The sequence below is a fragment of the Nocardia nepalensis genome, assembly GCF_048910785.1.
Lineage (GTDB): Bacteria > Actinomycetota > Actinomycetes > Mycobacteriales > Mycobacteriaceae > Nocardia > Nocardia nepalensis.
Map to the genome: position 1 here is coordinate 74,603 of NZ_JBKBET010000021.1, position 24,150 is coordinate 98,752.

Below are 24,150 nucleotides of genomic sequence, written 5' to 3' on the forward strand. Positions count from 1 at the left end.
GCCTCGCTGACGCTCGACTCACTGCGTTCGCTCATGCCGCGCCTCCGGCGCCGACCAGATCGTCCTCGACCAGGAACAGGCGCCTGGCCTCCGCGCGCTGCACCTTGCCGCTGGTGGTCTTCGGGATGCTGCGCGGCGGCACCACGCGCACACCGGCGGGCAGTACGCCGGTGCGCTTGCTCACCGCGACGCGCACGGCCCGCCGCAGCGCATCGTGTTCGGCGGCGTCGGCACCGGATTCGACGATCAGATGCAGTTCCTCCGAAAGCCCCTGGGTATCGGCATGACCGACGGCAGCGACACCGCCCAGTCGCACACCCGCGACTTCCTGTGCGGCCAGCTCGAAATCGGTGGGCAGATAGTTCGCGCCGCGAATGATGATCAGGTCCTTATGCCTGCCGGTGATGCGCAACCGACCGTCGCGCAGGTAGCCGATATCGCCGGTGTCCCACCAGCCGTCGCGGGTGGCGGCCGCGGTCTCCGCGGGCAGCCGGAAATAGCCGACGGTCATGGAGGGGCCGCGGAATTGGATGCGGCCGGCGATATCAGCGCCGCAGATCGCGCCGTCCTCGGCCACGATGCGCACCTCGGTGCCCGACAGCGGTGCACCGCAGTCGACGATGTGCATCGCGTCCGGGTCGTCCGCCGGAACATCCAGGGCCACACCGTTTCCGGTCAGCGCCTGACGCGATATCGAGTCGAACGCGATCGGCGCGTGTGGACGGTTCACGGTGACCGCAAGCGATGCCTCGGCCATTCCATAGCACGGGACCAGCGCGTCCTTCGGCAGCCCCCACGCCGCGAACCGGTCGACGAAGCGCTGCACCGTCGGCGGATGGATGGGCTCCGCACCACAGAACATGAACCGCCAGCTCGACAGGTCGACGCCGTCGAGTTCGGCATCGGTGACTCGCGCCGCCGCATAGCCATACGCGAAATTCGGTGCCGCAGTGAATGTTCCGCGATACCGGCTGACCGCGCGCAGCCAATCCCCCGGACTGCGCAGGAATCGACTCGGCGGCATCAGCACCGCGTCGAAGCCACGGTATACCGGCGTCAGGAACCCACCGATCAGACCCATGTCGTGGTGCAGCGGCAACCAGCCCACCCAGGTGTCGCCGCGTCCCATCGTGGCGGCGTCGGCGATCTGTTCGCAGTTGGCCGCGAGATTCGCGTGGGTGATCTGCACACCCTTCGGTGTTCCGGTCGAGCCGGAGGTCGCCTGGATGAAGGCCAGATCCCCGGGCTCGGGAAGTCTGGGGGCGAGCGTGGGTGCATCCGGTGAACATGCCCAGGCGTGCAGCACGTCGCCGTCGATGGCGGCCACGGCGTCCGGCAGTGCTCCCCCAGCGAGCACCGACGGCGTCGCGACCACCGCCGCGGGCTCCAGATAGGCGAGCAGCCGGGTGAACTTGTCCCGGAAGATATCCGCCGAGCCGAATCCACCGGGCGTCGCCACCGCGGTCGGCACCGCTCCGAGCACCAGTGCACCGAAGAATGCGGTGACGAACTCCGGGGAGGTGGGCAGGCACAGCATCACCCGATCCCCCGGCTCGACACCCTCGGCGGCCAAGGCTGCGGCGGTGCGTCCCGCTGCGGCCACGAGATCATCGTGCCGCCAGGTGATTTCGCTGCCCGACCCGTCACCGCCACGCTCCGGAACGAAGATCGTCGAGGGTCCCGTCGCACCGTGCTCGGCATTGGCCAGCAGCGCGTGCACGATCGTCGGATGTTTGGGCGTAAGCACCGTCACTGCCCACCTCGCACGTAACGCACGATCTCGTCGACCGTATTCAACTGTGCCGCCGCATCTTCCGGGATGACGATGCCGAACGCCTGCTCCAGCTGAATGGTCAACTCGATGGCAGTCGGCGAATCCAGTCCGTAGTCGGTCAATTGGGCGGACGCATCGATATCGTCCGCCGAAACCCACAGCACCTCACCGACGATGGCGCGCACCCGCGCCTCGATCTCGGTGGCCGGGGTGTCTGCCTGTGTACTCACCCGAGTAACTTCCCTTCCGTCACGCAGGCGCGCACCGACTCCTCGAGATCGACGCCGTCGCCGGTGTCGATGCGGTGGAATCCCACTTCGGGGAAGGCCGCCGCGAGGATGTCGCGCACCTTTAGATATCCGTCACGCAGGGCTCCGAGCCGCTCTGCTGTTTCATGGGCCTCTTTGGGCCCGTCCCCCGAACGTTCCGCGCACCGTGCCGCGGCCTCTTCCGGCGGGGCGTCCAGCCAGAGCACGGCGTCGGGCAATGTGGTGCGGAAGCGGTCGGCGAAGCCGGGGACCGATTCGGTCACGTCCCGGCGCACCAGATCCGCGATCTCCGACAGCAGGTCCCAGATATCCGGAGAGCTGCCGAGGCGGGTGGATTCGGACCGATGCCAGGCCAGGATGTCGTCGAAGGTGCCGGGCCGGTGGCGCTCCAGCACGGCCGCGATCTCCGCCGCGCGGTCGTGACCGTTCCATTCCGGGCGGGCCAGTGCGACATACAGCGGTCCGTAGACGAGCAGTTCGATCATCGGATGCCGCTCGAATACCAGCACATCCGGCGACCAGGTGCTCAGGAAGTGCCGCTCCACCGGGCCGAACAGCGTCATCTGCAGGTACATCGCGGTGGCCTTCATCTCCAGGGCGGAGATTTCGTCGCATCCGACGCTGAAGGCCTTGAGCTGCTTGGACAGATCGGTCAGCGGGACGTCCCTGGTGTTGTGGAAGTCCGGGCAGGTCATCGAGGCGAAAGAGCCGGTGGCCGGCGCCAATTCGCGCAGACGTGCCATCACCGATGATTTGCCCGCGCCGTCGATGCCGACGATCGCGACGCGGCGGGTATGCGCGGCGGTCACCGGTCGTCCTCCCGCAGTTGGGCGAGAACGGCTTTGGTGATGTCGGCGGGGGCCGCGGTACCGTCCAGGCGGATCCAGCCGAACTCCTCCGACAATGCCTCCAGTGCGTCGTGGCTGCGACGCTGGAAGGTCAGGAAGGTCTCCTCGTCGCCGTAGCCGCTTTCGTAGTCGCTGCGCAACTGCTTGCGCCCCAACGCATCCTGCGGACTGACCTCGAGGTAGAAGGTGCGGTCCGGCTCCGGGAATCCCGCCGCCAGCTTGCGCAGTACGGTCGCATCACCGCCGTGGGCGACCTCGGTGGCGAAGTACTTGTACCAGTAGGCATTCGCCAGCAGGATGTCCGGCCCGCGCTCGGCGGCCAGATCGAAGGACAGCTGCATGGCGTGGAACAGGAAGTGCGCGCGGCTCAACGGGGACAGCAGCTTGAGGTAGCCGTAGATCTCGGCCGGACTTTGCCAGGGCAGTTTCGAGGAGACCTTCGGGTCGAGGAACGCGTCCCAAATGGTCACGGCGGCAACGCTTTGGCCTTGCGCCTCGAATTCCGCGGCGATGCGGGCAACCTGGGTCGTCTTACCCGATCCATCGGCACCGGCGATGCAGATCAGGCGCTTGCGTGCGGTCAGTGGTTCATCCGTTCTGCTGGCCGCCGGGCGCGGATGCTCCGGGGGCTGGGGTTGTTGCTTGGGTTCGGTGGGCCGCAATGGCACCGCACGCGCTGGCGCGGCGGGCTCATCCGGTTCCGGGATCGGCGGCTCGGCCGGTACCGGCCGCGGACGCTGGCGCGCCCGCTCCGGTTCCGCGACGTCGCCGACATCGGGTGCCTGGTCGCCCTTACCGGAGAGTTGCGCTGTCTCGGCGGCGACCTCGGCCTCGAGCACGCTGATGACTCCGGCACCGCCGTCGACCCGAATACGCTGTCCGGAGCGCACCGCCGTCGTCGCACCCGCGACATTCAGCACCGCCGGAATCCCGTATTCGCGTCCGATGACCGCCGCGTGCGAGAGCATCCCGCCCACCTCGGTCACCACGGCGGCGACCAGCCCGAGCGCGGGCGTCCACCCGGGATCGGTGAACCGGGTGACCAGGATGTCGCCCTCGCGCAGCTGGTCGATATCGGCCAGCGAGCTGATCACCCGAGCGGTGCCCTCGGCAACACCGGGACTGCACCCGAGGCCGGTCAGATCGCCGTCCCCGATCTCGCGGACCGCGCCGACCGTGACACCGCCGCCGAGCTCGTGCGGTGGCACCAGATCGCGGTAGCCAGCGTAAATCGCACGGCGGTAGGCGATCTGGGGTGCGAGCGTCGTGATATCCACCCGTCCGGCCGCGAGATCGCTCAGCTCGTGGATGGACAGCTGGAAGACATCGTCGGCCCGTTCGAGCGTCCCCGCCGCGGTGAGACGCACCCCGGCCTCCACCACATAGGCGCGGACGATGGCATAGCACTGCGAGGAGAACTCCCGCATGCGTTCGCGCGCGACCAGATACCGGCGCATCCGCTCGACCTGCTTGTCCAGGGCCTTGGCGTACTTCACCCGTGTCAGCGGCTTGGCACGCACCCGCGCGCGCACCGCGGCCAGTTCGTCCTCGTAGCGCTTGCGCTGATCCACCAGCGTGACATCGGGATCCGCGGGCGGGGTGCCGTGTTCGAGCATGACCGCGATCATCGAGCGCACCCGTTCGGGCGCCTCCGACCAGCGCGGGTTGGTCAGATCCAGTTCCGCGTCGGCGTGGAAGCCCTGCTCGTCGAGGAAGGCATCGAGGGCCTTGGTCCATTCGGGGCTGTCGAGACCGTGATCGCTTGCCACCCGGTGCAATTCGACGATGCCGCGCTGCAGCTGCATATGGCTGATATCGGCGAGCCCGCCCATCAGGTCGATCGCCGAGGTGGTCGCGCCGGTGGCGGCGTCGACCTTGTCCAGCAGCTGCTTGAAGTCGGTCTGCACGCTGGAGTTGTTGTAGATGGTGGTGAAGTAGGTGCGCTCGGTGGCGGCGTGGAAGGTCAGCAGGCAGTCCGCCAGATCTGCGACGAAGGTGGCCTCATCGGTCTGCGGCAGTTCGCGAACCCGCCTGCGCCACACCGCGTACTTCGCAGGCCATTCCACCGCGAACGCCTCGACCGCCGCCAACTGGTTCTGGTAGCTCTTCGGCACGGCCAGCGCCGCGGGCAGTGCCCTGGCGATGGTCTTCACATTGGTCGCAGTGCGATGCGGTCCGTCGGAACCGTAGTCATTGAGCACACCGAGGTCGTCGTCGAAGTGCTGTTCGTCGAACCCGGGAATGCGGAACATGCACTTCTTCACCGCGCTGACATTCCAGTAGGCGCGGCCGTAGTACATGGCCATCCAGTCCGGCTCCACACCGGGTTCGGCTAGCCTCAACCGCTCGAAGAACTGCTGCATCGAATGCTGGAAGGCGTTGTCGTACAACGAGAACATCATCGGCGTGCAGACCCGCGCCGAGACGCCGCCGTCGCGCAGATCGGCGTCGGAGAACTGGTCGATATCGGTGCGCCAGGTGATAGCGGTGATGGCCCGCGCCTGCAGCAGCCACAGTTTCCCGTCGCCGTCGATGGCCCATTCGATGTCCTGCGGGCGGTGCCGGTGCGCCTGCACCGCGAGCATGAGTGCCGCCAGTTCGGCGGTGGCGTCGGCGTTCAGCTCGACATTCTCATCGCCCGCGTCCCGCTCGACCACCGAACCGTCGAACAGCCGCAGCGTGTATCTGGTCGGCGTGACATGTCCGGAGACGAGTCGTTCGCCCAGACCCTGGCACGCTTCGACGACCGCGTGCTCTTCTATGCCGGTGAGTGCGTCGATGCTGAAACCCACTCCGGCACAACGGGCGTCGACCATGCGCTGGACCAGCACTGCCACCGAGGCGCTCGCCTCACGGTAGCCGTGCCGGGCCAGGTAGGTGCGAACGCGCTCGTTGTGCACCGATTCCCGGCACTGCTCGATGTAGCCGCGCAATGCCGCGACATCGGTGATGTCGAGGTAGGACTCGTACTGACCGGCGAAGCTGGCGTCGTCGAGGTCTTCGAGCACACCACTCGAGCGCGCCGCGACCGGGAATCCGCCCAGTGCGCGCACCCAGGCGTTCAGGTCCTCGTCGGAGATTCGAGCCAGCTCGAGATCGGCGGTGACGACGAAGCCGGGCGGGACCTCGAATCCGGCGACGATCAATTCGTGCAGCGTGCCCGCCTTGCCACCGGCGCGGTCCGGTGCGAAATCGGCCGCGCCGAGGAACATCGGGGCGGGTGTGGCCGCGGTGGGAGTTTCGGACACGGTGGGAGCTCCTGTCGGAAGCAGAACCGGGCGCACATCGTGACGGACGGCCAGATCGCGCGCGGCGCGCACACCTGCCGCGGTCAGGCCGCCATAGGAGGGGCTCGCGGTCCGCGGTTCGAAACCGAGCAGAACGGTTTCGGCCATGCACGCGTAGACGACCCCGGCGGGCAGCCCGGTTTCCGGAAAAGGGGGTGTCTGGCCGAGCGGCAGCGCCATGCGACCGCCGGAGACCAGGGTGATATTCGGTTGGTGGGACACCGCGGGATCCACATCGCCGGGGACCGCGAGATCGACCACGAGCACCGGATGGTCGTCGGCCAGCCCCTCGGCGGTGACCACGGGCACGGCCGAGTTGGTGGCGGTGAGGACGATGCGGCAGGCGCGCAGCGCGGTCAGGTCCTCACTGACCGTCACCGCTGCGGGCAGGGTCGAGGCGATCCGCTCGAGCCGGGACGCCGATCCGGCGCGCCCGACCAGGGTCACCGAATCCGCGAGTGGCGCAAGCAGTTCCGCCATTACCGCACCGATATTGCCGAGCGCGCCGAGAATCCCGATCCGCCGCTGCCCCGGTTCGAGGCGGGCGAGTTCGGCGCGGACCACGTCGTAGGCGCAGGCCGCGGTGAGCGAATTGCCGGAAGTCACCTTGACGGTGTCCTCCACGACATCGCGCGCGGCATTGGTGACGATCGAGGTGTAACCACCGAGCCCGATCACGGTGGCGCCCAAGGCGATCGCCTGTTCCACCGCCTCCAGCACCAGATCGCGCAGCCAGGCCCGATGTCCGGCACGCTGGCATTCGATGATCTGCTCCGCCGAGATGGGCACCGCGATCAGGCATACCTCGACCTCGGCGCCGGTCGGCGACGTGACGATCTGCCTGGTCAGTTCGAAGGGTTCGGCCACCCCACGCAGCCGTTCGAACAGCGCCGCGAATTGGTCGTCGGACCATTCGGCCAGTTCCGGCGCGAATCTGCGCAGATCCGCGGCGTCGGGCAGATTGGCGAGGAACGCCACCCTGGTCGGGGCCTTCCAGTCGCGCGCTACCTCGTGGGTGCGCCGCCGAGACGGTGACTTGCGCTCCGGCACCGGCCAATCCGTGGTGACCGGCGCGGCCAGGTGCGCGAGCAGCCGCTCGTAATCGCCGCGATGTAGTAGCGCGGCGAGATCGTCGAGCGCCGCCGCCAGCCGGTCCAGGTCCGCGTCGGCGAGGAAGGCCGAGGGCTGGATGCGCAGGGTGGTCGGCGCGGAAAGTGTTGGCAGCATGCGGATCTGGTGGGTGTGCAGCAGGTAGCCCGCCACCACGTACCCGAACAGCTCCGGATCGCAGATCTCGCGCAGCAGCGCGGAGGTCGGCTCCAGCGGCGACAGTTCGATTCCTTGCAGGAGTCCGCGGCCGCGGACCGCGACGATCTCCTTGGGCCAGCGTCGCGCCACCGCGTCGAGCCGGGAACGCAGTCGCGACCCGGTGTCACGGATGCGGATCTGGTTGTCCCGCAGCAGATCCAGCGCGGCATCGGCGACCGCACAGGACAGGTCGTCGTCGGCGAAGGTCGAAGTGTGGTACCGCCCGAAGTCGGCGATCGAGCACTGCCGGTCGACCAGCAGGGCGGAGATCTTCACCAGTCCGCCGCCCAGGGATTTCGAGAGCAGGTAGTAATCCGCGCCGACCCCGGATGGCGTCGAGGCCAGGAAGGTTCCGGTGCGCCCCATGCCCGACTGGATCTCGTCGAAAACCAGGGCCGCCGTATGCGAATCGGCCAACTCACGCAGCGCGCGCAGGGTCGCTGTCGGGACCTCGCGCACACCGCCCTCGCCCTGAATCGGCTCGGCGAAGACCGCAGCGATCGGCGAGATGCGGGTCCACGACCGCACCGGCCGACCGGCGCCGTCGAAGGTGATCCGGCATACCGGCCGCAGTTCATCGGCGAACGCCGCGGCGACCTCGTCCGGATCCCAGGTCTCGAGCCTGCGCCGCTCCGGGCCCGGCACCACCAGGTCCGCCGGGGTGTCGGCCTGCTCGGTCAGGGCGAACGCGCCGGCGGTCTTGCCGTGGAAGGCGCCGGTCAACGAGACGAAAACCGGTCCGCGACGGCGTAGTTCGTCGATCTCGCGCAGCGATTCGGTGAGAATCTCCGCGACCGAACGGCCGTCGTCGTCGGTGACGCCGGATCCGTTGTCGGCCATGGCGATCGGACGCACATCATGTAGACCGTCGCGCCGAACCCGGCGCGAGGTGCGGCGCAGTTCGGTCTCCAACTCACCGAGGGCGCGCGCATGCGCAACGGCCGCGTGGCGGATCGCCGCCTCGACCGCGTCCGCGCCGGTGGATCCGAAGGTCACCACGTAGTCGCGACCGGTGCTGGCCGCCACCGATTCCGAGAGCCGTCGCGCCAGTCGCGCGGCCCCGGGCCGGACACTGCCCTGGGAGACGAACGGGGTCTGCTGGTTGAGCCGCGCGGTCGCCACCCGCACGAGCGCCGGATGGTTGTGCCCGAACAGCGCCGCCCCGAAACCGCCGACAAGATCCAATACCCGCGCACCATCGGGGCAGATCAGGGAGTCACTTTCGGCACCCACATACACGACGTCCAGATGGCACGCACGCAGCAGCCGAGCCAGCCCGGGACGGTTGTGCCGGGCGAAATCATCGAATAGTTCGTGCTCGGAAACAATGGCGGCGGTATTTATTTGTTTCGGAAACAGAACGCTCGCGGACACTACCTACGCTCCGATACCCGAGTGCCGATTCGCGGCGGACTTAGCGACCACACAGTCGATTACGTCGCGGGCGGTGTGCAGGGTCGCGGCCTCCTCGTCGGAGATCTCGATGTCGAACGTCCGCTCGAGTTCGATCACGAGTTCGGCCGACCGGACCGAATCCAAGCCATAATCCAGCAACGGCGTATTCACATCGATCTCGGACACCTGCAGTCCGCGCGAAAAGAGTTCACGTACCCGCTCGTGAACATCGTTCAACCCGGTCATCACACGTCCTCCGTCGCACTCGAGCCTGCCGCGTCCGCCGTGCGCGCAACGCGTGCCGAAACCGTGGACTCCGCCGTACCCGACCTGAATGTTCGCTGGTCAGAGCCGAATCCAACACCAGCCGAGACTGCGCTCACTTGCCCTCCGATACCGGCAATCAGGACTGTCACGTCCAATATCTCGTCCATGTGCACAACTGTTAGCAGTCACAGCGGTGCATGCACACATCTGTACACCGCTGTTTTGCGGCTTGCAATCTCAATGACCTTGCCGCGCAACGAGTTAGCAGCGTCGGCAACTGTCCCGCTAATTTGACTCGACAAAGTGCGTCAGCCCCGATTGCCCCCACCAAAAAGGGGTCCTGACGAGTCCGCGTCTGAGACAACACATTCCGCGATATGGAGTCACAGATAATTCATCAATTCGACCACACCCCCGAGCAGCGGGATCAATTTCCAATAAATGCGCTGTTCACGCCCGGTTCACTGAGCGGACAGCAGAGTTTTCAAACCAACCCACCGGTATTTTTGTTTTGCATTGAGCCCTAACACATTCGGCGCAGAATGCAAAGTCACGTAACCGCATTTTTACGCCATCCCACGCGGCATGTGCGGGGCCCGAACTTCCGGCTAACTTCTGGTCCCGTCGGCAGGTGTGACCGCTCTCATTACTTGCCGGTAGCCCCTCTGAAACACTGTGACCGGTCACAAGGCCACCCCGCCACCGCTAGCGCACTTTCACAGAACCATGCGAAGCGTTCCCTAGCCGACCTCGGCCGGTTAGTGTGAATGCGCCACACAGCAACATCGGGGGTAAAAGGAGTCGCCAATGTCCGTCGACCACTCGACCAGGCCGACCCTGACCCTCTCGGGTAAGCCGATGTCGTTCCCACTCAAGGACGTTCGCACATTGTCCCGGCAGATGGTCGGCCACTTCGTGGACAACGTCATCCCGTGCGCGACGATGCCGGGGGATGCGATCACCGGCGATTTCACCGCCAGCACCCGCGTCTGCCTCGAGATCGCGGTCAGCATGCTCGACGGCAAGGACATACCGGAGAAGGTGCAACGGCTCGAGGACCATGCCGCCGGGTGGGCCCGCGAGGGCGTGCCGATCGACACCATCCTGCATTCCATCCACGAGGGCTTCCAGATCGGCAGCGAGCTGGTGGTGTCCAGTGCGACGATCAAGGACTACGACAATCTCGTCGATGGCGCCAAGATGGTCATCGAACTGCTCGACAAGCTCACCTCGGCGATCTCGGTCGCCTATATCCGCGAACTGCGCTCGGTCGTCAGCGAACACCACACCGCGGTGCACACGCTCACCTCGGCGCTGCTCGGCGGACACAGCACCTCGACCATGGCACGCGAATGCGGCATCGCCATCGCCGAGTCGTACGCCGTTCTCGCCGTTGCCATTCCACCGCATCGCGACGAGCACAATCCAAGGCTCGACGCACAGGTAGTGGCCCGGCGCAAGCTGCGTCGGCTGCAGGCCGAACTCGCGACCCAGTGCGGCGCCAGCGCGCTGTCGCTGCTCAGCGTGGACGGCGGCACCGTGCTGATCCCCTCGACGCAATTCGACAACGATCAGCTCGACGCGGTGGTGACCAAACTGTCGCACGCCGCGCAGGTCGGGATCACGGCGACCATGGTCGAGGCGACGCCGGAACAGATTCCGAACGCGGCCGACCAGGCGCACGAACTGCTCGATATGGTGCAGCGGCTGCAGGCGGTGGCCGGGCTCTATCAATTCGACGAACTCGCGCTCGAATACCAGCTCACCCGCCCGGGACCGGGGCGCGAATACCTCGGCTCGCTGCTGGATCCGCTGGACGAGCATCCCGAACTGCTGGAGACCCTGCAGCGCCATATCGGCAATAACCTCAACCGGCAGCGCACCGCCCGGGTCCTGCACGTGCACACCAATACCGTCGACTACCGGCTCAAGCGCATCGGCCAGCTCACCGGCTTCGACCCGTCGCAGCCATCTGGGCTCTGGTACCTGCGCTCGGCCTTGGTCGCGCGCACGTACCGCTGACGCGAGCCCGATGGCGTTGACGCCGGTGGTACCGAGTTCGGCATCGATCAGCGGCGGCAGCTCCTCGGTGAGGAACGTCTTCCATTTGTACAGACCAAGTTTCGGGTCGGGCACACGCCGGTCGGTGTAGTAGCTCCACTGGCCACCCACCGGCCGCAACATGCGCGACACGCCGCGAATCGATGTCCTACTAGTGCCTCCGTCAGCTCTCGTAGCCGATTGCGGCGTTGCGTACCTGGTTGACGTAGACGGTGGAGTGGTTGTAGGCGAGGATGGCTTGCCGCCAGCCGTGGGCGGTGGCGAGGTCACCCCCGGCCGCGCACAGGTAGCGGCCCGCGGCCAGCGCCGCATCGTCGATATTGTCGGGGCTGCCCGAAAGATCGCTGGTGGCTACTGGTTTGCCGGTCGCCAAGGTGTTGGCGAGGGTGTTGTAGTCGGTGCTGGCGCGCACACCCCAGCGCTTCCAGGTGTCAGGAATGAACTGGAACGGCCCCATCGCGCGGGCATACACCGTGCGCCCGGCTCGGGCCGTTGCGTTGGGATCGACGATCACGGCATTGCCGCCGGTGCCGTTCAGGGCGATTCCACGGATCGGTGGGCGCACCAGGCCGTCGGCCGCAATGGTGGCACCGCCGAATCGGGCGTGATCGCTTTCCACACGGGCGATCCCGGCCAGGGTGACCCACCCGAGATGGCACCCTGGCTGCGCCTTCGCCATGGCCACCGTCGCGTATCCGTAGGCCTGCAGCGCGCGCACCGGGACTCCGTATTTTTCGGACCGCACTCGAGCCCAGTCACGAAGCTGGTCGAGCGGGTGCTCGACCGCCTCGAGCCGAATCGCCGGCACCGACCCACCCGTACGGGGCGGCTGCGGATCGGGAGTTCGATCGGATGCGCCACCACATCCCGCGAGGATTGCCGCTACCGCAGCCACCAGCAACGCCGGGCGCGCTGTCGGCACGCCCCGACCGCGCGGGCCGAGCAAATAGGAATTCGTCATCGCCCCTCGAAATTCACTGTCGCAGTGGGTCTTCCCACCTGAGTGACCTGCTACTCGGCCCGGAGGGGTGGAGAAGCCGTAGGAGTCGCCTTCGCGGGCTTGGGCGCGGTCGGCGCCGTTGAGTGACGCGTAGTCGTCGTCGGTGGATGTGCGATCGTCGGCTGGGACGGTGGCGGTACCGGCTTGCTCCCGGTCGTCTTGGTGATTGTGGTCGTCATCGGAGTGCGCGGGGCCGATGTGGTTGTCGTCTTGCCGGCCGGTGTTGTTGTCCTGGCGCTGGTCGGCGTTGTCGTCCTACTGATCGACGTCGTGGTTGTCGGGAGGGTCGATGTTGTTGTCGTGCCGGTAGTTGTTGTCGTGCCGGTCGGCGTCGTCGTCTCGGTCGGCGACGGGCTTGTCGAGAGGGTGGTGGTGCCGGAGGGCGCGACGATCACCGGAACGCTGGTTGTGGTGATCGGATCCTGGCTCGGGCTTACGCCGGGCTGAGCAGTCTGGCTCGCATCCGATTGCGGGGCGGCCTGCACCGAGAAACTCGCGCTCGCACTCACACTCGCGCTGACAGACAGACCCGGCGCTGGGGTGGGAGTCGGGGTATCGGTGGTCGTGGTGGCCGGATCGCCCGTGGTGGTGTCGGTCGACTCGCTGGTGGTCGTGTCGGTCGCGGTGTCCGCCCCGCTGGCGAGCGTGTCCGCTGTTGCGGTGTCATCCGGAACGGGCCCATCATCCGGGGTCTCCGAGATGCTGGCAACGTCGCTGATCGCCCCGATCTGGGTGGTCGGATCCGCCGCGCTCGATGTCTCGGAGACCTCCGACGACGTCAAGACATTGCCCGCCTTGTCATTTCGCTTCGAATCCGCGGCGACCACGGCCCCGATAACGAGTGCGATCAGCGCCGCGGCAGCCGCGGCATAGGGCAGGTGCTGGCGCACGTCGCGGGCCGCGAGATGCGGTAAGCGCTGTCGAAGGTGAAAAAACCTCGTGGGCCGCTGCCATCGCCCCGAGTCCGATCCGGACCGGTCGTCGGATAAATTGTCGCCGAATCCATCGTCACGGCTTTCACCGCGTGGCTCGTGGGGATCGGCGACGGCATGATCAGGCGTGCCGATGAGCATTGTTTTGTGGTAATCAGCGGTCCCGCTGTCAGGAATGCTGATCGATCGTGTCGCATCGGGATCGGCGATATCGGCATCAGGCGAGCCGATCGAATTGTTTCGGTCGGGTTCGTTACTATCCAATGCTTGCATCAGGAATTGTTTTCTCTCTGCTTCGAGTCGAGCCCGTCAGGATTTCCGAAAAATTAATTTGCACTCGAGCGGCACGCCATTGCTCCGGTCAGCCGAGTACCGCCGGGGATTCGGCATGCGGAATGAGCAGCCGCGGACTGCCCGAGCCGTCCGCCGGGACCGCCCAAATATCCGAGTCGTCGGTGCCGCGCGGAATGGCGTAGCCGATGGTGTCCGGATCCAGCCACGCCGGCTGGTCGTCCACGCTGCGGGTTTCGGCCAGCGGAGTCCTCGCGCCAGACACCAGGTCCAGTACGGACAGCCGCCAGCCGTTCGCGGGGTCGCCATCGATCGCCGACTTGAAGGCGATACGTCTGCCATCGGCGGACAGCGATGGGCATTCCACGTTCTGCGCGATGGTGCGGATGCTTTTCGCCGCGATGTCACCTTGCACGAGGAACCGGTGTCCGGCGGTGGACATCGTGGCGTAGAAGATGTTGTCGGCGGCGGCGAATGTGATACCCCAGAAGTTGAGGTCGGCCGCGGTGTAGGGATGGCCGTCCAGGGTCACCGAGAGGAATTCCAGCGAGTCGATCATGTCCGCGTTCTCGAGGTCGATCAGCCCCGCTCGGGTGGAGAACCGTCCGTTGTTGTAGGAGTCGCCCGCCACGAACACCGTCCAGGCCGCCAGCCGTCCGTCCCCGGATAACCGGGTGCGGTTGGGCACGCCGACCAATGGGATCTCCTTCTGCACGTTGAGTGAGCTGTCGAGGATGGCGGCCTGGAAGGTGGCGAGCACGCCGTCCTGCCGTAGACAGATGCCGGTGCCGCCCGCCGCGTCGACCCGCAGGCAGTCGAGGGCGGATACCGAGCGTGACCCGCCCGGATCTTGCGTGGTCACCATCGCAAGGCGCCCCTTGCTGTCCGGTGCGGTGCTGCGGAACAGGATCCCCGGCCCGGCCGTGAGACTCAGCCCGTTGGCCACGGACACGGTGGGCTGCACGCGGCTCACCGCGAACACGCCGTAGCCGACCGCGACCGCGGCCAATAGCGCCGCCCCGAGCAGTGCGAGCAACACCCGCCGCGTCATGCCTGCTCCTCGGCGAGGTCGCCAGGGGCGCCGGTGTTCGCGGCCGGGATGCCGCGCAGCAGCAGACCCAGGACGAGCACGGCCACCGCGACCAGAACCGCGGCGATCCGGCTCGCACTCGCCGGTCCGCACACCGTCCAGGCCAGCCCGAACAGCACCGAGGACACCAGGTAGGACAACGCCTGTCCGGTCTGGATCAGCGCGATTCCCGTGGTACGCAGGGATTCGGGCAGGACCGGACCGGCCAGCGCCATCAGCACGCCGTCGGTGGCCGCGTAGAACAGGCCGTAGAGGGCGAGCACCACCACCAGCAACGCCGTTCCGCCGAACGGCCCGAACAGCAATAGATACACCAGCACCAGCGCCGTGTAGCCGCCGAGCACGACCTTCAGCCGGCCGATCTTGTCGGCGAGCAGGCCCAACGGCGTGGCCAGCAGCAAATAGGACAGGTTCGTACCGACGGCGAGCAGCGGGAACCAGCTGACGCTGAGGTGTTCCCGCTGTTGCAGCAGGAGATAGACGAAGCCGTCGCCGATGGTCACCGTCCCGGCCAGGCACGCGGCCAGCACCAGCCGCCGCACCGGCGCCATCCTTATCAACCCGCCCAGCGCCGAGGGTGACACCGTGCCCTTCGGTGGCTGTTCGTCGCGGTGATCCCGAACGAACAACACCAGTACGAATACACCGAACACGGCGATGCAGAAGCTGGCCACGAACACCGCGTCGTAGGCCTGCGCGGTGGCGGCAAGGATGCCGAGCGCGACCAGCGGCCCGGCGAACGCTCCGATTGTGTCCATCATCCGGTGGACGCCGAACGCGCGGCCGTACAGCTGCGGCGGGGTGGACAGGGTGATCAAAGCGTCACGTGGCGCTGTGCGCAGGCCCTTGCCGGTGCGGTCGATCGCGATCACCGCGCCGATCGCGCCGACCGAATTGCCCACGGCCAGCAGCCCGAGCTTCGCCACCGCCGACAACCCGTAGCCCAGCCCGGCGATGAACTTGCGGCGGCGCGTCGAGTCGGCGATGTACCCGCCGACCAGCCGCAGCAGCGCTGTCGCCCCGGTATATGTGCCGTCGACGACGCCGTAGACGGCGGGGCTCAGGTGCAGCCCGATGACCAGGTACACCGGTAGTACCGCGGTCATCATTTCCGAAGAGATGTCGGTGACCAGGCTGACCGTGCCGAGCGCGAACACGTTGCCGCTCAGCAGGAAGAACACCTTCCGGCGAGAAGGTTTCGCGCCGTCGTCCCCGGCGTGTGGACGGTCGATCGTGGACAGGTACATGGGGTGTGCCACCTCAGTGAGTTGCGGGAGCCGCTCGCGGACACGCCGTCGGCATGCCCGCGAGCGGGGTGATTACCAGCTACCGATCAGTCGCGGACATCCGCGAACTGTCAGTTCCACACGTTGGTGATCTCCGAGGCGGAGTTCAGGTGGGACAACCCGTACGCGCTCTCGATGGTGCTCAGCACGTTGTAGTGGTTGATCTGGTTGGAGAAGGTGCCGACCTGGGTGTGCGCGCCGACGAATGTGGTGAAGATGTGGTTGGACGAACTGCCGTTGTCCTCGTCGAAGGTGACGATGAGCAGGCTGTTGTGCGTCTTGGCCCACTGCGCGTAGCCGTCCATGTGGTTCTGCAGCCAGGTGTCACCCGTGCTGATCGAACAGTCGTGCATGTCGTTGCACATGTCGGGCGCCACGTACGAGACAGTCGGCAGGGTCGAGTAGTCCGAAGGGAACGTGCTGAACCGCACGTTGCTGGTCGCCGGAACGTTGCTGAAGAACGGTGCGGCGTTGTGCTTGCGCCGGTACGTGCCGCTCGAGCAGCCGGTGTAGCCGTCCGAGGGCATGGCCTCGGAGTAGCTCTTGTAGGTCTTGCCCGCGGTGATCAGCTGGTTGGCGATATTGTTGCCGCCGAAGGTGTGCGGGCAGCTGTCGTCGGTGATGCCCTGGGTCGACCCGGAGAACATCGCCAGATAATTCGGCTCGCTCGGGTGAGTGACCGCGAAGGACTGGGTGAACTTCGCGCCTTGGCCGGCCAGGCTGTTGAAGTAGGGGGCGCTGGAGCTACCGTTGATCTGCGAGTAGGAATGGTTCTCGAACATCACCAGCACAATGTGGTCGAACACCGGAACGCTCGTCGCCGCCTGCGCGTTGGACGAGCTGACGACCGCGGATGTCGCCATACCGATGAAAGCTGCCGCCGCCATGATTGCGGGCGCAATGCGCTTTCTGAACACGAATCCTCCTGAAGGATAACCAGGCCCTGACAGCACCGCCAGGGCCGGGCAATCCTAAGAACCGCCAGTCGCCGTGATCCCAAATATTCCGAGGACACCGGATGTGCGCGAGGTGAACAAACAAAACGAAAAATCCATTCTTGGGGGCAAAAACCAACTGGTCACATGAATTGAACGAAACTGGTCACGTGAATAAAATAAAACTGGTCACGTGAATAAATCGGGTGCCTCTAGATCTAACTGATGGTTCCGGCGTGATTCGCTGAAATAAATTCAGCGGGAACGTGCCGCGATGACAATACTTGAGGGCGGTCGCTTCGATCGCGCCGACGATGGTGGGATACGCCAGGCCACCCATCAAACTGCTCGCCGCCTCAATCCCCTACCGGCGCCGGTCTGTGGTCCGGGAACTCAGCGGCCGCGTCCGCCCCCGGGGAAACCCTTCGCGCGCAAACACACCCACTCGTTCGAGGAGGTGATCAGCCACGTCGCCAAGATGTATGCCGAGGCATCGTGGACCGTCCTGCATCACTACGACGCGCAACTGCGGCACGAAGCACTGTTCCACCTCGGCCAAATGTTGTCCTGCAACCGGGACAGCCACTGTCCCGTTCGACGGAAGTATCGCTAATCCTGTTCCAGCACATGACTTTTGGCGTGGACAACCGCTGATCCCCTGGCCGTCTAATGGCGCGTACCGTGGCCGAAACTCGGGCCGCCCACCTGCGGACTCACGGGCTGCCGATGGCCGGGCTGGATTGAATGCGGGCCACGAACTGCTCGATGGCGGACCACATTCGGGTGTTGAGTTGCGTGTGCTGGCCGGTGCCGAGGACGGTGTGGAAGTCGACGCCGGCAGTGGCGAGTTGGGCGACAAGGGTGCCGTGCAGTGGGGACGGGACGGTGGTGTCGGTGATGTTGACGCACAACAGGATCGGGGCGTTGTAGCCACTTGTGGGAACGGTCATGTAGGCGTCGGCGGCAGCAGGCATCGGCGCGACGGACAAGGGCTTCGCCAGCAACTCGCCGATGCTGAGGCCGCGGACGCGGTCCGCGATCTGCGGTGTGCACATCACACCGACACTGTCGAGCACGGACCGGCCCTCGGGGGTGAGGTATTGGTCGACACCCGCCTCGGGTCGGGCGGCGCGCAGTCCGGCCAAGATGCTGACGAACAGGTCCATGAAGCCGTCCGCGAGGGCGGCCGGGGTGGGAGTGCCCGGTCCGAACAGCGGCACGAGCTTCTCCACGTCGGACTCGGGGTCGATCGCGATGGTGCCACGGAAGTCCAGGTCCGGCGCATCGGTGGCCTGCCGGTGGCCGGTGCCGAGCGCGGCCTGCCCGCCCTGAGACGCGCCGATGACCGCCCACGTCCGCGACAGTTCCGGGTGGGTGGCGCGGGCGGCGCGCACGAGGTCGATCGTGGCCGTCGCCTCGGTGTCGATCCCGAGGTACGGATGCGGTCCGGTGTCGAAGCGGCCGAGGCCGAGGTAATCGGGCGCGACCACGGCGAATCCCTGCGACGCCAGGTACTGGAGCAGTGCGTCTTCATCTCCCGCCATCGTCTGGGCGGGGTGCTCGAGCGGATCGGACTGGCCGCCGCAGCCCCGCCCGAGCCCGCTTGTGCCGTGGTCGTAGGCCATGATCGGCCAGCCGGATGGCGGCGGCGTACCGGCCGGGATGTACAGCGCTCCGCTCGCCGGCTGTGTCGTCCCGTTCGAGCCCCGCATCCAGTACTCGATCACTGAGCCATCGGCATTCGACATCCCGCGCGTACCGTCGGGCAGCGGGTACTCCGCGATCAGGGTTCCCGGCGTTTCCGCATGCGCCGGAGCAATATGCATCGGGAATGCGACGCTGGCCGACAACGTGACCATCGCCACCGCTCGCTTACCCGCGTGGACAACTCGCATCGAACACCTCACATCCGGTCCGACACCGTCACAATCGTGCACGAGGGTATAGACCAGAACCCGACAACTCGCTTCAACACGCTGCTCAGCAGAAATCGCGTGCATCGGCCCCCGGGGCGACCACCGCTACCCCCACCGAGTAGCTGATCCGACCAGATAGCTTGTGCCGCATCAGAAATCCCGCACGTGACTACTGGGCGGGGCGAGACCACGAGCGGGCTCAGCCGTGCCGGCTGTTCTGGATCAGACCGGAGGTGTCGTGTCGTTGCCCGTCGAGATCTACGGTGGAGATATGACCGCCTTGGAGTATCGGCACTTGCTGGTCGCGCGGGACAGCGACACGGTGCGCATCACCATGAACCGGCCGGACCGGCGCAATGCGCTGTCGGGCGAGCATCTGGCCGAACTGCTCGCCTCGTTCCGGGCCGCCGGCGAGACCGACGCCACCGGGATAGTGCTCGGGGCGCACGGTCCGGTGTTCTCCGCGGGCCACGACTTCGCCGACGTCGCCGCCCGCGACCTACTCGGCGTGCGGGAACTGCTCACACTGTGCACCGAGCTCATGTCGACCATCGAGTCGGTGCCGCAGGTGGTGATCGCCCGGGTGCAGGGTCTGGCCACGGCCGCCGGCTGCCAGCTGGTGGCCTCATGCGATCTGGCCGTCGCCGCCGAATCGGCCGGTTTCGCACTCCCGGGCGGCAAGGGTGGCTGGTTCTGCCATACCCCTGCGGTGCCGGTGGCCCGCGCGGTCGGTCGTAAACGCCTGATGGAATTGGCCCTCACCGGCGACCCGATCGATGCCCGCACCGCCGAACAGTGGGGCCTGATCAACCGAGCGGTGCCAGATGCCGAGCTGGATACCGCCGTGGACGAGTTGCTCGCCCGCGCTACCCGGGGCAGCCGAGCCAGCAAGGCACTCGGCAAACGCACTCTCTACCGCCAACTCGACCGCCCTGAAGCCGAGGCCTACGCCCTCGCCCTGGAAGTCATGGCCTCCGCCGCCCAACTCCCCGCCGCCCGCGAAGGGATGGCGGCCTTCCTGGCAAAGCGCCCGCCTGTCTGGCGTGATTAGCGCTGCCAGGTAGGCGAATACCCTGTGCGTCTCGCCCAGGTCACCAATACTTGAATGTGAACGCCCAGCCACGGTTCGCCAGTCGGAAAAGTGCATGCATCGACCCACAGTGGAGGTTGACGTGCGGTTTCACTCGGACAGCCCTGGCGGCAGGCTCGTCGCCGTCACTGGCGTGAATACCATCTCGTTCGCCGTGCTCGCCACCGCCCAGCTCGAACAGGGGTTGCTCGGCTTCGCGGTCGAGCGCATCGACCCGACAGAAAACGAAAGCTTCTTCATGCCGGGCTTCAAGGTCTTCAAATCGGTCATCCCCCAACCCGCGCCCGGAATGCAGGTCAGCACCTTCGGCCAGCCGATCCAAAGCTTCGTCTGGGACGACTTCACCGCCAAACCCGATCGCGAATACCAGTACCAGTTCCACCCGCTCAAAGGCACACCGAAAAATCTCGACCGATCCACGGCACCGCTGTCGATCACCGTCCACACCGAACCACTGTTCAGCAACCTGGACCATGACGTCTTCTTCAATCGCGGTGTCGCCAGCAGCCAGGCCTACACGCGACGTTTCGGATCGACACCGATCGGCGATCTGCAGCCGCCAGCGAAACGAGACGAAGCCATCCGCTGGCTAAGCCGGGACCTGGATGTGGCGCTGCTGCGGTTCATCGACGACTGCGCACCCGGCGACCGGCTGTTGTGCTGCTTTTACGAATTCCGCTACAAACCCGCCGTGATGGCACTCAAAGCTGCCATCGACCGCGGCGTCGCCGTCCGGATCATCATCGACGCCAAGGTCAACGAATTCACCGACAAACAAGGGAAATTCCATCCCAGCTTCCCGCGGGTCGACAACCTCGCCATGATCACCGAGGTCGGCATCCCCGCCCAGCATGTGATCCACCGCGAAGCCCGCACCTCGGTGATCCAGCACAACAAGTTCATGGTCCGCATCACCGCCGCCGGACCGGTCGAGGTGTGGACCGGATCAACCAACCTGTCCCAGGGCGGCATCTCCGGACAGACCAACGTCGGGCACTGGATCCGCGACCGCGACACCGCAACACGTTACGTCCAATATTGGGACGTGCTGTCCGACGATCCCGGCGGGACCGACTCCGACGCACTCGCTGAGGTGAAACGCAAGAACAAGGCATTCAAGACAGCCGTCGAAGCGCTGTCACCGGTGCCGACCGATCTGCACCAGCTCCCGCCGGGCACCACGGCCGTGTTCAGTCCACGACCGAAAGACACTGTGCTGCAGTCGTACTCGTCGATGCTCGATACCGCGCACCGGCAGGGCTGCATCACCCTCGCCTTCGGCATCGCCGCGACGTTCAAGGACCTGCTGAAAGACAACACCCCACAGAACGCGCTGATCTTCATGCTGCTGGAGAAGCGGGATAAACCGAACCCGGACAAGCCCGAAACGTTCGTCGCGATCAACGCCTCCAACAATGTCTACCAGGCGTCGGGATCGTTTCTGCGTGACCCCGTCTACCAATGGGCCAGGGAAACCAACGCCGAACTACTCGGGTTGAACCAGCATGTCAGCTACATCCACTCCAAATTCATGCTGATCGACCCGCTCGGCGCAGACCCCATCGTGGTGACCGGATCCGCCAACTTCAGTGAACCCTCCACCACAGACAACGACGAGAACATGCTCGTCATCCGCGGCGACACCCGCGTCGCCGACATCTACCTGACCGAATTCAACCGACTCTTCAACCACTACTACTTCCGCAGCGTCGTCGAAAACCACACCGCACACCATGAACCCGGCGATCAAGCCAGCCTGTTCCTGACCGAGGATCCAACCTGGCAGGCGAAATACACACCCGGATCGTTCCGCACGAAACGCCTGCAACTCTTCGCCGACATGGATGTCGTTTAACAGCAGGATCGAGGTGCTGCTCCGGCGGGCCGCTATCCGGAAGGCTCAGGAATCGGTGTCGGCCGCACGGAGTTTCGTCAGTAGCGGTTCGGCGGCCTCGGCCAGGAACCGGTCCTGCTGTTCGTCGCCGATTTCGACGACAGCGATATCGGTGAAGCCCGCGTCCTGGTAGGGCCGCACCGCCGCCACCACGGCGTCGAGATCGGGCCCGCACGTGATCGTCTCGGCGACATCCTGCGGTCGCACGAACTGCGTCGCGGCCGCGAAACTCGCCGGCGTCGGCAGGTTCGAGTTGACATCCCAGCCGCCCGCCGACCACCGGAACTGTTCGTGGGCGCGCTGAATTGCTTTGTCGCGGTCGGTATCCCAGCTGATCGGCAGTTGCCCGGTGACTCGGGACTCCGCCGCACCGGAGTCGTTCGCGCGGACGCGATGCCATGACCGCACGAGTTCGGCGTCGGGACTGGTGCTGACCATCTCGTCGGCCAACGGGGCGAATCGCTGCACCGATCGTGGCCCGGATACCGCGACCGCGATCGGTACCGGCTGGTCCGGCAGGTCCCAGACCTTGGCGGCGTCGACTCGATACCAGTCGCCGAGTCGGCTGACCGTCCCGCCCGCGTGCAGGTCACGAATGATGCCGATGGCCTCCGCGAGTCGCTCCAGCCGTTCCTCGAGCCCGGGCCAGCCCGTACCGATCACATGTTCGTTGAGGCTCTCGCCGCTGCCGAGACCAAGGGTGAACCGCCCTTCGGCCAGGATCTGCAATGTCGCCGCCTGCTGCGCCACAATCGCCGGGTGGTAACGCAAGGTCGGGCACGTCACGTAGGTCATCAACGGGATCCGCCGTGTCGCCTGCGCGACGGCCCCGAGCGTGGTCCACGCGTTCGGTGCGTGTCCCTGCTCCTCGAGCCACGGCGCGTAGTGGTCGCTGCTCACCAGGAAGTCGAATCCTGCTTCCTCGGCGGCAACCGCATAGCGGACGAGTTCGCGCGGGCCACTCTGCTCGGTCATCAGTGTGTATCCGAATCGGGTCACGGTGTCGCTCCTCCTCGCTCGGCGGTGGATATCGATGGGCTACCCGTCTGCCGCGCGGTTATCGGTGGCGCTTCCATGCGCGCGGAGAGATCACTGCCGGGCCTCCCGGAATTCGCCGCGAACCGCATCCGGGGCGACGATCAGCTCGAGGTTTCGCCTATCGCCTCACCCACCATGTCGAGCGCGACTTCGACCGTCCGCCTCAGCACGTCGTCGGGCTCGCCATCGAAGAGCTCATGCCGTGCCCAGGTCCCACTCTCGCCGTGGACCGCCAGCCATACCGACCCCGCCGGCTCACCGTCCTGAGGATCGGGGCCGCCCACCCCGGTCACGGCCACAGCCACATCCGCGCCGAACAACCTCCGCACCCCGACCGCCATGGCCCGAGCCGCGGTCTCCGACACCACGGCAACCTCGGGAACGCCCAACACCCGCCTTTTGACATCCGCGCTGTAGGCAACTACCCCGCCCCGCAACCACAGCGCCGAGTCCGGGGCAGCACCCAGCGCCGAGGACAACCGCCCACAGGTCAACGATTCCGCGACTGCCACCGTCCGCCCCGACCGAATCGCGGCCGCGGCCAACCGCCGCGCAGAATCATCGATTCTGGACATGAACCCACCTATCGACTCCGGCCGAACCCCCACGCCTTCCCAATTCCCCTCGACCGTACTGGCGCAGCGCGTGTTGCCGAAGCCAGCAGTTGCCTGGCCGAACAGCATTGCCCGACAAGCGGATCCGCGCCCCCGTTACCACCGATACCAACGGCCGCGAGTCCCAGCGGAATCGGCGGTTCGGAAAACAAACCCGAGGGCCCAGATCACCAGAACGGCAATCGCGACCCACCACAGAACTTTCACTGCGAAACCCACTCCGAACAGAATCAGAGCCAGCAGCAGGACCAGCAATAGCGCAAGCATATTCTTCACACCTCCTGCCCAGCGCTTACCCGACCACCGAAGCCGATAACAGATCCCGCAATTGATTTTCACGACCCGGGTCTGGCTACCGCCTGTCCCACCACCGACCCACGCAGGTCGGCGAGAAAGGTAGTTTGCGCGCGGCGGTTCGTGGTTACTGCTAGGGGGATGCCGCCGCCGACGAGGCCACCGGCTGACGATCAGGGCTGGAGACCGGCCCGCGGGGAAATGCAGTTCGCCGCCTACCTTGGCCGACTGTGACAACAGCGGAAGGAACCAGACAAATGCTGATGCTCACCCCCACTGCCATCGAGGCAGTTCGCACCATCACCTCCGTAGAGGGCGCGCCAACCGATGCCGGGCTGCGGATCTCCACGACGGACGGCGCCGAGACGATACAGCTCGCGGTCGCCGCGGAACCGGCCGAGCAGGACCAGGTCTTGACCGCGGAAGGGTCGCGGATCTTCCTGGACGAGCAGGCCGCCGCCTTCCTGGACGACAAGATCCTCGACACCGGACTCGACCCGAACGGACAGGGCACCTTCGTCCTCGCCCAGCAGGACCAAAGCGGCACTGGCCTGTAATCCG

Annotated in this window: 19 protein-coding genes and 1 pseudogene; 7 read left to right on the forward strand and 13 right to left on the reverse strand. The window is 66.2% G+C overall.

What is annotated here, in order from left to right; all coding sequences use genetic code 11:
- Positions 1-31: 31 nt before the first annotated feature.
- From ACHQ4I_RS17215 to ACHQ4I_RS17235, 5 genes are read right to left on the reverse strand one after another with little or no spacing between them, the layout of a single operon-like run.
- Positions 32-1,753, reverse strand: a complete 1,722-nt coding sequence (locus tag ACHQ4I_RS17215) for a fatty acyl-AMP ligase (RefSeq protein ID WP_420772790.1) — start codon at positions 1,751-1,753, stop codon at positions 32-34.
- On the reverse strand, positions 1,750-2,004 hold the full coding sequence (locus ACHQ4I_RS17220) for an acyl carrier protein (RefSeq protein ID WP_420772791.1): 255 nt from the start codon (positions 2,002-2,004) through the stop codon (positions 1,750-1,752). The genes ACHQ4I_RS17215 and ACHQ4I_RS17220 overlap by 4 nt, the downstream gene beginning before the upstream one ends.
- A complete protein-coding gene (locus ACHQ4I_RS17225) occupies positions 2,001-2,852 on the reverse strand; it encodes a hypothetical protein (RefSeq protein WP_420772792.1) in 852 nt (283 codons plus the stop codon). The genes ACHQ4I_RS17220 and ACHQ4I_RS17225 overlap by 4 nt, the downstream gene beginning before the upstream one ends.
- Complete coding sequence (locus ACHQ4I_RS17230) at positions 2,849-8,860, reverse strand: aminotransferase class III-fold pyridoxal phosphate-dependent enzyme (RefSeq protein WP_420772793.1); 6,012 nt, start codon at positions 8,858-8,860, stop codon at positions 2,849-2,851. Before ACHQ4I_RS17230 ends, ACHQ4I_RS17225 begins: the two co-directional genes overlap by 4 nt.
- Before the next feature lie 3 nt (positions 8,861-8,863).
- On the reverse strand, positions 8,864-9,127 hold the full coding sequence (locus ACHQ4I_RS17235) for an acyl carrier protein (RefSeq protein WP_420772794.1): 264 nt from the start codon (positions 9,125-9,127) through the stop codon (positions 8,864-8,866).
- 828 nt (positions 9,128-9,955) lie between these two features.
- Between ACHQ4I_RS17235 and ACHQ4I_RS17240 the strand changes: the two genes are divergently transcribed.
- Positions 9,956-11,170 carry a PucR family transcriptional regulator gene (locus ACHQ4I_RS17240; protein ID WP_420772795.1) on the forward strand — a complete coding sequence of 405 codons (1,215 nt, stop codon included), beginning with the start codon at positions 9,956-9,958 and terminating at the stop codon, positions 11,168-11,170.
- Positions 11,171-11,179: 9 nt separating this feature from the next.
- Here the strand turns inward: ACHQ4I_RS17240 and ACHQ4I_RS17245 are convergent.
- Both ACHQ4I_RS17245 and ACHQ4I_RS17250 read right to left on the reverse strand, forming a co-directional pair.
- A pseudogene (locus ACHQ4I_RS17245) lies at positions 11,180-11,332 on the reverse strand (alpha/beta hydrolase-fold protein); the annotation flags it as partial.
- Between the two features lie 40 nt (positions 11,333-11,372).
- On the reverse strand, positions 11,373-12,170 hold the full coding sequence (locus ACHQ4I_RS17250; RefSeq protein ID WP_420772796.1) for a lytic transglycosylase domain-containing protein: 798 nt from the start codon (positions 12,168-12,170) through the stop codon (positions 11,373-11,375).
- Between the two features lie 183 nt (positions 12,171-12,353).
- Here ACHQ4I_RS17250 and ACHQ4I_RS17255 point away from each other — a divergent pair, with 183 nt between their 5' ends.
- Positions 12,354-12,656, forward strand: a complete 303-nt coding sequence (locus ACHQ4I_RS17255) for a hypothetical protein (protein WP_420772797.1) — start codon at positions 12,354-12,356, stop codon at positions 12,654-12,656.
- A gap of 93 nt (positions 12,657-12,749) precedes the next feature.
- Positions 12,750-13,082 carry a hypothetical protein gene (locus ACHQ4I_RS17260; protein ID WP_420772798.1) on the forward strand — a complete coding sequence of 111 codons (333 nt, stop codon included), beginning with the start codon at positions 12,750-12,752 and terminating at the stop codon, positions 13,080-13,082.
- A 420-nt stretch (positions 13,083-13,502) separates the two neighbouring features.
- On the opposite strand, the gene ACHQ4I_RS17265 is transcribed toward ACHQ4I_RS17260, so the two are convergent.
- The 3 genes from ACHQ4I_RS17265 to ACHQ4I_RS17275 form a co-directional block, all read right to left on the reverse strand.
- Positions 13,503-14,483 (reverse strand): TolB family protein, encoded by a 981-nt coding sequence (locus ACHQ4I_RS17265; protein ID WP_420772799.1) that lies wholly within the window; start codon positions 14,481-14,483, stop codon positions 13,503-13,505.
- A complete protein-coding gene (locus ACHQ4I_RS17270) occupies positions 14,480-15,769 on the reverse strand; it encodes an MFS transporter (RefSeq protein WP_420772800.1) in 1,290 nt (429 codons plus the stop codon). Before ACHQ4I_RS17270 ends, ACHQ4I_RS17265 begins: the two co-directional genes overlap by 4 nt.
- 110 nt (positions 15,770-15,879) lie before the next feature.
- Positions 15,880-16,725, reverse strand: a complete 846-nt coding sequence (locus ACHQ4I_RS17275; protein WP_420772801.1) for an alkaline phosphatase family protein — start codon at positions 16,723-16,725, stop codon at positions 15,880-15,882.
- Positions 16,726-17,017: 292 nt separating this feature from the next.
- Here ACHQ4I_RS17275 and ACHQ4I_RS17280 point away from each other — a divergent pair, with 292 nt between their 5' ends.
- Positions 17,018-17,356 carry a hypothetical protein gene (locus tag ACHQ4I_RS17280; protein ID WP_420772802.1) on the forward strand — a complete coding sequence of 113 codons (339 nt, stop codon included), beginning with the start codon at positions 17,018-17,020 and terminating at the stop codon, positions 17,354-17,356.
- A gap of 100 nt (positions 17,357-17,456) precedes the next feature.
- Here ACHQ4I_RS17280 and ACHQ4I_RS17285 read toward each other — a convergent pair whose 3' ends face one another.
- The gene (locus tag ACHQ4I_RS17285) at positions 17,457-18,638 is read right to left on the reverse strand and encodes an alpha/beta hydrolase family protein (protein ID WP_420772803.1); all 1,182 of its coding nucleotides are present in this window, start codon (positions 18,636-18,638) and stop codon (positions 17,457-17,459) included.
- 292 nt (positions 18,639-18,930) lie between these two features.
- Between ACHQ4I_RS17285 and ACHQ4I_RS17290 the strand changes: the two genes are divergently transcribed.
- Both ACHQ4I_RS17290 and ACHQ4I_RS17295 read left to right on the forward strand, forming a co-directional pair.
- Positions 18,931-19,710, forward strand: a complete 780-nt coding sequence (locus tag ACHQ4I_RS17290) for an enoyl-CoA hydratase-related protein (protein ID WP_420772804.1) — start codon at positions 18,931-18,933, stop codon at positions 19,708-19,710.
- 172 nt (positions 19,711-19,882) lie between these two features.
- Positions 19,883-21,604: a phospholipase D-like domain-containing protein gene (locus ACHQ4I_RS17295; RefSeq protein ID WP_420772805.1), complete on the forward strand. Its 1,722-nt coding sequence runs from the start codon at positions 19,883-19,885 to the stop codon at positions 21,602-21,604.
- Positions 21,605-21,649: 45 nt separating this feature from the next.
- On the opposite strand, the gene ACHQ4I_RS17300 is transcribed toward ACHQ4I_RS17295, so the two are convergent.
- Both ACHQ4I_RS17300 and ACHQ4I_RS17305 read right to left on the reverse strand, forming a co-directional pair.
- Positions 21,650-22,642 carry a TIGR03557 family F420-dependent LLM class oxidoreductase gene (locus ACHQ4I_RS17300; protein ID WP_420772806.1) on the reverse strand — a complete coding sequence of 331 codons (993 nt, stop codon included), beginning with the start codon at positions 22,640-22,642 and terminating at the stop codon, positions 21,650-21,652.
- A gap of 140 nt (positions 22,643-22,782) precedes the next feature.
- Positions 22,783-23,256: a CinA family protein gene (locus ACHQ4I_RS17305; RefSeq protein ID WP_420772807.1), complete on the reverse strand. Its 474-nt coding sequence runs from the start codon at positions 23,254-23,256 to the stop codon at positions 22,783-22,785.
- A 590-nt stretch (positions 23,257-23,846) separates the two neighbouring features.
- Between ACHQ4I_RS17305 and ACHQ4I_RS17310 the strand changes: the two genes are divergently transcribed.
- A complete protein-coding gene (locus tag ACHQ4I_RS17310) occupies positions 23,847-24,146 on the forward strand; it encodes a hypothetical protein (RefSeq protein ID WP_420772808.1) in 300 nt (99 codons plus the stop codon).
- Positions 24,147-24,150: the final 4 nt, after the last annotated feature.